Origin of the sequence: uncultured Negativicoccus sp. (genome assembly GCF_902480485.1) — a bacterium.
In the GTDB taxonomy this organism is placed as follows: Bacteria; Bacillota; Negativicutes; order Veillonellales; family Negativicoccaceae; genus Negativicoccus; species Negativicoccus succinicivorans.
On the sequence record NZ_CABSTC010000011.1, the window covers coordinates 20,871 to 27,684 of the forward strand.

The following is a 6,814-nucleotide window of genomic DNA, read 5'->3' on the forward strand; positions in this document are numbered from 1 at the left end:
AAACGCTTTATGAAACGCGTGTGGTACGATGACATAAAGCGATGAGATCGCAAAAGGAGGATACTATGAAACGAATCGGTTGGTTAGTCATGGCCTTGCTGGTGGCGTTCGCCATGCCGGCGGTAGCGCAGGCGCAAGCTCTCGGCTACATAATGCAGCGCGCGCAGATCGTTGAAGTGAAAGACGGCGGCGTGCTGACGGTACAAGGTGAAAAGGAAAAAGCGCAAGTTCCGACGCAAGGTATTCGCGTCATGGATGCCGCGACGGGCGAATTCGTCGCGGCCGATAAAGTCGCGTGGAAAAAGGGGGACGATATCCAATTTTTCACGCGAGCTGCGGACAAAAAAGAGGCGGCTGAGAAGCCGGCCTTGCTGGTTGCGCATCCGGACAGCAAGTACGCGGTAGATTTGGATTATTTTGCGAAAAACGGCAGCGGCGCTCATGAACGTTTGGTACTCCTCAGCGTACCGGACAAAGTGACCGATCTTACGGGGCAGGCGGTTTCGACCAAGTATGTATTAGGAAATCCGCTGCTTGCGCTTTACACGACAGCGACGTTGAGCCTTCCTCCGCAGACGAATCCGGAAAAGGTTTGGATCTTCGGCAGAGTCACGATGGAGACGCCGGCCGACTCCGCGGACACGGCCAAAGCGGACGCAGACAAAATCGATCTCGGCACGGCGAAAACACTCGCTGACGGCACGCAAGTGTATGCCTTGCGCGACGCGTTGACGCAAGCGGGCGCCGACATCGGTTGGAATGATGCAACGCGCACTATCAGTGTGACGCGTGATGCTAAGGTCGTGGAAATCGTCTTGTATCCGGCGGCCGAACAGGCGCAAGTTATGGCGAACGGTGAAACCTCGACCGTCGATCACATTGTGGTGGAAGACGGTACGACCTATGCACCGGCGCAGGTTTTGGAAACCATTTGGCGGGCCTTGACGTCGGCAGACAAATAAAAAAACAGGCATGCAAAAAGCACCTCGCGCGAGGTGCTTTTTTATTATCTGAAAAGATAATTTTTTACTCTGACTTGGTAATGCGTTCCCCTTTATTTATTGTCCAACACGGCGCGCGGAATCGGATACGGATAGCCGTACACCAAATCCCAGCTGGCAAGAAAACCTTCGCGCAGCAATAAATTGTACGCGTCGGTATTGGCGAGATCGAGTCGGCCCCAAGGGGCATCTTCTTTGAGTTTGACGTAGACGCGATCCAGCGGCTCATTATTCATTTTGCGATACCAAATCCGATCGACACGCGCAATCGAGTTCGGATCGGTCACCGGTAAAACCGTCACCAGGTCGATGCGCCACATCACGCCTTCCGGCGTGAATTGCAAAAATTTCAGTGACGCGTTGTCCTGATAGACGACCACGTTATCATGGGCAACAACGAAAGGATATTCGGGATTTCCCTGCCAGGGCTCATTTGCCGCTTGCGCGCTTGCACCGACCCAAAGCAGCGCCGCCAGCACTACGCCCGTCCATTTTGAAAAATGACGCATAATATCTCCTTTTTGGCTATGAAAATTTGCTTTTTCTTTATTGTAACCTTACCCGTATGAAACGGCAAGTTCCGGTGCGAGCTGTCTGCCGGTGGTATAATACAAGTGAAGCCGCGTGATCTGTATTATTTGTCGCCCGGACGCGGCGCCGGTGGCGGCGGTTCACACAAAGGAGTGAAACGTATGGAGAAAATGGAAATGTTGCGTCAACTGACCGAGCAAATCGATATGGAAAAGGTACAGGACCTGTATCGCCGTTTTAAAGCCGGCGAAATCAATCAGGCGGATTACGAAGCGCAAGTTCGTTCCCTGGTTGAAACGGTCGGCGCGAAAGTAACCGGCGCGCCGCTCACGGAAGAACAGACGCAGGAAATGACGCAAATGGTTATCACATCGGGACAGCAACTTGGCGCCGCACTCGGTAACAACGAGACTTTGAACAAGTTAAAAGACTTTTTGCCCTAAAGGAAAGGGCTTATAATTTGCTCAGCAGTACCCCCCCTGAAAAACGCACGGTCGCGGCCGTGCGTTTTTGTGTGCTCATTTTTATAAATGAAAAAAGCGCGACATCGTCGCGCGTATCTTCATGGCGGAGAGGGTGGGATTTGAACCCACGAGACGGGGTTGCCGCCTACCTGATTTCGAGTCAGGCTCCTTCGGCCAGCTCGGACACCTCTCCCTATCGTTCGGCACATCTGCACCAAACGATAAAAATATTTTACCATAACGGTAAGAATCAAGTCAATTTTTGTTTCATGGCAGCGTAATACGGCCGCGCTTTCATTTGGCGTCAGCGCTTTTGGCGGCGCGGCGGGCGCGGAAGAAATCTTTCATTTTTTGCCGGCATTCATCTTCCAACACACCCGCGCGGATTTCGACTTGGTGGTTAAGCGCGTCATGATCCGCAATGCGAAAGATGCTTTCAACACCGCCCGCTTTGCTGTCGGCGGCGCCGTAGACAAGCCGCTTGATGCGGCTGTTGACGATCGCGCCCGCGCACATCGGACACGGCTCGATCGTGACGTAGAGCGTGCAGTCGGAAAGCCGCCAGCGTTGCAAGTTTTTGCAAGCTTCCCGCAGCGCGATCATTTCCGCGTGCGCGGTGGCGTCGGGAATGGATTCGCGCAAGTTGTAACCGCTGCCGACCACCTTGCCGTCACACACGACAACGGCGCCGATAGGAATTTCCCCGACGGCCGCGGCGCGATCCGCGAGCGCCAGCGCTTGGCGCATAAACTGTTCGTCGCTCAAAGCAGTCCTCCCAAAGGCAGTACATACAATTGAATGGCAAGCCACTGCAGGATGCTTCCCGCCAACACGCAGGCGTGCCAGATAACGTGCTGGTAAGGAAGCTTTTGCCAGAGATAAAAAATACTTCCCAATGTATAGACGACGCCGCCGGCGAGCAATAAATGAATCGCGGCGGGCGGCAGGGTCGCGGTCAGATCCGGCCACATGACGACGGCGAGCCAGCCCATCGCCAGGTATAAAAGCGTGGAGATCGTTTTGAAACGCCCCGCGTAAAAGACTTTGAAAACGATCCCGACGATGGCGATTCCCCAAATGACAATACTCCAGGTGAAACCGCCGCGGTTGGGCAGCGCGATCCACAAAAACGGCGTGTACGAGCCGGCGATCATCAGATAAATCGCGGCATGGTCAAAGCAACGCGCCACTTTGCGCGCCAAGGGCGCGGCGAATAAACTGTGATACACGGTGCTGGCGGTGTACAACGCGACCGCGCACAGACCGTATACCCAAAGAGCGGCATGCGCAAGCGGCGCGGCGTGGGACTGCCAAAGCGACCAAACGCCGAGTCCGAGCGCGATAATACTTATGATGATGCCGAGCGCATGAGTGACAATATTACCGATTTCCACGCGAAGTTCACGTGTCATGGAAACCTCCGCCAAAGAAAACTGTGCCTTCCGAATGTATATGCTGCCGCCAGCGAGGCTCTGTCGACACCATCGTTACTCGTCAAAAACGACTTGGTTATTCGTAAAGGCTTTAATTTTCACGAGCGAATGTAAATCGTAACCGGCCTCGCGCAGCAGTCGGCCGCCCGGCTGAAAGCTTTTTTCGATTACGATGCCGATGCCGGCGACCTTGGAGTCGGAGGACTCGACCAGGCGCGCCAGGCCGAAGCTTGCTTCCCCGCGCGCGAGAAAATCATCGACAATCAGCACCGATTCTCCGGCGGGTAAGAATTCTTTGGAGACGGTCACATGGTAATCGGTGTTTTTAGTGTACGAATGAATTTTCGTCACATAGAGCTCATCGCTGAACGCGCTTTGCTTTTGCTTTCTGGCGAAGACGACGGGACAATGCAATTCGTACGCGGTCGCGAGCGCCACCGCGATGCCGCTGGCTTCGATCGTCAAAATGCGCGTGACATTGCTTTGCGCGAACTGCGCCGCCATGCGCACGCCGATTTCCCGATAGATATCGGGATCGAGTTGCTGATTGATGAAGCTGTCGACCTTCAAAATGCGGTTATCAATGATGCGTCCTTCGGTTTGAATTTTTGTTTCTAACTGGTTCATGCTGACCTCTTTTCGCTACGTTGGTGACGCGTGCTGACTACACGTGACAGGATATTAATTTAAATTATCACAAAATAAAAAAAGTCCGTCAAGTTGTCGGCGCCTGACATGACAAAGAAGTCTGGAAACAAAAGGATGAAGTGCGTTTTAAACATTAGAAAAGGCTCAAAAATGGCGCGTCTTTGCGAGGTTTTTACCGAAGAGTGCTAAAATATAGACAAAGCCAAGTACGTTTCCCAATGGTGACGGTTCTGTGAGACCGTATTCCCGGTGAGGAGGGACTTTGATGAAACGAACGAAAAAAACATTAGTATCGATGTTGACGCTTCTTTGCGTCGCGGGCAGCGCGTTTGCCGCGGATTACTATGATGTCCGTGCGTTTTCCGTAGTCGATCAGACGGGCAGCCTGTCGGTCCGTGACCGCGTGCACTTGAACCGCGCGGCGCGTCCGTATGCGGGCGGCCGTATTTCCGAACGCGATATGAATCGTTTGGAAGACGAGCTCGAAAGGTATCTGGATTCCGCTTACGGTCGTGACGTGTATGACGTCGCTGCGGCGGATCGGACGCGCTCAGGTCGATTAGATCTGTATGTACGTTACGATGATAACCGGCGCGCGCATGCGAAAGATCAGAACGCGCCCGCGTACATGATTCTTGAATTTGAAGATGAAACGAATTCGCTGACGGAAACGCAGCGTTCCGACATTCGCGGTTTGCTCGGTCGCTACACGGCCGGCGACACGACCGCGAAACTTGCGGAACAGGCGCGTCAATCCGTCCAGCATTATTTGGATCGTGCTTATGGCAGCCGCCACTACCGAGTGGAAACGAAGTGGCTCGCAAGCAATGCGTATCGGGTCATCGTGCGGGGCGACAAAAACTACCAAGACACGCAACGGGAATATTATTTCTCCGCGGACTATAATTTGCGTGATTTCTCCGGCCAATTGACGCACCGCGATCAATGGCTCATCGCGGAACGTATTCAGGACGCGACCGACGGTCTGAGGACGGGCGCCAATGAAGACCGCTTCGCGCGCCGTTATGCCGCAGCGGCTAAACAGGCCGTCGCAGAATACCTGGACCAAACGTACGGCCGCGATCGTTTCGATGTCGATGTGGTGCGCGTGCAGACCGGGCATAAAAATCGCTTCGAATTCCGTATTGATGTGAAAGCCAAACAAGGCGATCGGCAGAAAGTCGATGTCATTTTTGAATTGCGCGATCGCACGTCGGATTTGACAAATCGCGATCGCAGTGAAATTCGTCGCATCTTGGACAGCTACGCGACAGGTCGGGATGCGGAGCGGCTGGCGCAGCACGCGGCGGCCGATGTGGAACGTTACTTGGAACGCGCGTACGGCTATCGAGCCTACGACGTCAGTTACGAACGCGTGAATGCGCATGTCTATCGCATCGAAATCGCAAGTGATCGTGCGGACGACCGTCGCCCGGAATGGTTGGAAGACGGTGTCGGTCGAATCATTTGGGATATCCTGGAAGGCGTCGACGGATGGCCGGGACGCGGTCGCGCGGACGACTGAACGGAATAAGACCGGTGCTAAGCGGCCGCTTGAAAACGATATGTTTACTTTTAACGGAAGGAATATTTGACGCTTTTTGACGCGAAACGTATAATGAAAGAAGTAGAAGTAGAAGTAGAAGTAGAAGTAGAAGTAGAAGTAGAAGTAGAAGTAGAAGGTCTGTCCGGCTCTTGGAAAATAGACTGCATTGGCGGTCAACCGAAAGGAATCTTTATTCCTGTGACAGACGTACAAAGGAGGAAGCAAGGTGAAAAAGACATTACTCGCAATGGCTGCATTGGCAGCAATCAGCGGCAGCGTATTGGCCGCGGACAACGCTCCGGCACAGGTTACGCCGGCGGCGCAAGGCGTACAACCGTATGCCGCAGGGCAAACCATGAACGGTTATACCGACGGTCAGGCGTATTACAATGAACACGGCGTACGCATGGGCCAGTACATGCAGGCGGACGCTCGTTACTTTGATCCGGACGCCAGACCGATGACGGACAAGATGGCGGAAAACAAAGATATGTATCCGAACATGCCGCCGCAGGTAGCGCCGGAAAAAAAGCAGGAGAACTCCGAAAAAAACAAGTAATTCCGGCGGCGAAAGGCGTACAGCCGCGCCAAGCCGGTGAAACGCCGAACGGTTACACCGACGGTCGCGCCTACTACAATGAGTACGGCGTGCGCATGGGCCAGTACATGCAAGCCGATGCCAACTATTTTAACGGCGCTTACGACGCGCAAATTGTACCGCCGCAACCCGATTCGCGCGGCGTGTTCGTGGACTGCACGAAACGTCTGAGCGCGCAGGATCAGAAAGAGTTGCGTGGCTATTTTGAAGGCTACCGGCCGCAAGAGGCTTGTGAAGCGGCGGAGAAATATTTGGCGCAGAAATACGGCGAGCATGTATTTGAAGTCGTATTCGTCACGTCGGATAACGGCAAGGCTCAGTATCGGGTGATGGTCGGGCGTAACTACTTGAAGCATCGTCTGAATACAAAGGCTGCGAAAGAACAGCAATAACAAATAAAAAACGGCTCCGCAAGGAGCTGTTTTTTTGTGCCGCATTTTGCGACTTGTTTATCTGTAAAAATAGATCAGGTCCTCGGCTAAAAGTAAAACATTTTTACGCCAATGCTTCCGGTCAAAATGATATTCCGGGAGTGTTCCGACTGGCGCGTCGGATATCGGAAAACTCGTCTGCGCAAATTTTCTTTAATTTAT

The 6,814-nt window shown here is 53.4% G+C and carries 9 protein-coding genes and 1 tRNA gene; 5 read left to right on the forward strand and 5 right to left on the reverse strand.

Going from position 1 to position 6,814, the window contains the following annotated elements:
* The first annotated feature begins 65 nt into the window (after positions 1-65).
* On the forward strand, positions 66-962 hold the full coding sequence (locus RDN69_RS01645; RefSeq protein ID WP_034437058.1) for a stalk domain-containing protein: 897 nt from the start codon (positions 66-68) through the stop codon (positions 960-962).
* A gap of 92 nt (positions 963-1,054) precedes the next feature.
* Here RDN69_RS01645 and RDN69_RS01650 read toward each other — a convergent pair whose 3' ends face one another.
* Complete coding sequence (locus RDN69_RS01650) at positions 1,055-1,510, reverse strand: hypothetical protein (protein WP_024048286.1); 456 nt, start codon at positions 1,508-1,510, stop codon at positions 1,055-1,057.
* Positions 1,511-1,693: 183 nt separating this feature from the next.
* Between RDN69_RS01650 and RDN69_RS01655 the strand changes: the two genes are divergently transcribed.
* A complete protein-coding gene (locus RDN69_RS01655; RefSeq protein WP_024048287.1) occupies positions 1,694-1,975 on the forward strand; it encodes a stage VI sporulation protein F in 282 nt (93 codons plus the stop codon).
* A gap of 122 nt (positions 1,976-2,097) precedes the next feature.
* Here the strand turns inward: RDN69_RS01655 and RDN69_RS01660 are convergent.
* The 4 genes from RDN69_RS01660 to RDN69_RS01675 all read right to left on the reverse strand — a co-directional run bounded on the left by RDN69_RS01660 (position 2,098) and on the right by RDN69_RS01675 (position 4,056).
* Positions 2,098-2,189: transfer RNA gene (locus RDN69_RS01660), tRNA-Ser, on the reverse strand.
* A gap of 101 nt (positions 2,190-2,290) precedes the next feature.
* Positions 2,291-2,761: a tRNA adenosine(34) deaminase TadA gene (tadA, locus tag RDN69_RS01665; protein ID WP_081944105.1), complete on the reverse strand. Its 471-nt coding sequence runs from the start codon at positions 2,759-2,761 to the stop codon at positions 2,291-2,293.
* Entirely contained in the window at positions 2,758-3,408 is a 651-nt protein-coding gene (locus tag RDN69_RS01670; RefSeq protein ID WP_273259407.1) for a hemolysin III family protein, read from the reverse strand. The genes tadA and RDN69_RS01670 overlap by 4 nt, the downstream gene beginning before the upstream one ends.
* Before the next feature lie 75 nt (positions 3,409-3,483).
* Complete coding sequence (locus tag RDN69_RS01675) at positions 3,484-4,056, reverse strand: xanthine phosphoribosyltransferase (protein ID WP_024048274.1); 573 nt, start codon at positions 4,054-4,056, stop codon at positions 3,484-3,486.
* A gap of 286 nt (positions 4,057-4,342) precedes the next feature.
* Here RDN69_RS01675 and RDN69_RS01680 point away from each other — a divergent pair, with 286 nt between their 5' ends.
* The 3 genes from RDN69_RS01680 to RDN69_RS01690 all read left to right on the forward strand — a co-directional run bounded on the left by RDN69_RS01680 (position 4,343) and on the right by RDN69_RS01690 (position 6,613).
* Entirely contained in the window at positions 4,343-5,602 is a 1,260-nt protein-coding gene (locus tag RDN69_RS01680) for a hypothetical protein (protein ID WP_034437052.1), read from the forward strand.
* Positions 5,603-5,849: 247 nt separating this feature from the next.
* Positions 5,850-6,182 carry a hypothetical protein gene (locus RDN69_RS01685; protein ID WP_288218168.1) on the forward strand — a complete coding sequence of 111 codons (333 nt, stop codon included), beginning with the start codon at positions 5,850-5,852 and terminating at the stop codon, positions 6,180-6,182.
* An 89-nt stretch (positions 6,183-6,271) separates the two neighbouring features.
* Positions 6,272-6,613 carry a hypothetical protein gene (locus RDN69_RS01690; RefSeq protein WP_288218169.1) on the forward strand — a complete coding sequence of 114 codons (342 nt, stop codon included), beginning with the start codon at positions 6,272-6,274 and terminating at the stop codon, positions 6,611-6,613.
* Positions 6,614-6,814 lie beyond the last annotated feature (201 nt).

What these genes read in the sequence shown, in the direction of transcription:
- RDN69_RS01645 (WP_034437058.1), top strand. Translation starts at nt 66, where the DNA reads ATGAAACGAATCGGTTGGTTAGTCATGGCCTTGCTGGTGGCGTTCGCC.
- RDN69_RS01650 (WP_024048286.1), bottom strand. Translation starts at nt 1,510, where the DNA reads ATGCGTCATTTTTCAAAATGGACGGGCGTAGTGCTGGCGGCGCTGCTT.
- RDN69_RS01655 (WP_024048287.1), top strand. Translation starts at nt 1,694, where the DNA reads ATGGAGAAAATGGAAATGTTGCGTCAACTGACCGAGCAAATCGATATG.
- RDN69_RS01670 (WP_273259407.1), bottom strand. Translation starts at nt 3,408, where the DNA reads ATGACACGTGAACTTCGCGTGGAAATCGGTAATATTGTCACTCATGCG.
- RDN69_RS01675 (WP_024048274.1), bottom strand. Translation starts at nt 4,056, where the DNA reads ATGAACCAGTTAGAAACAAAAATTCAAACCGAAGGACGCATCATTGAT.
- RDN69_RS01680 (WP_034437052.1), top strand. Translation starts at nt 4,343, where the DNA reads ATGAAACGAACGAAAAAAACATTAGTATCGATGTTGACGCTTCTTTGC.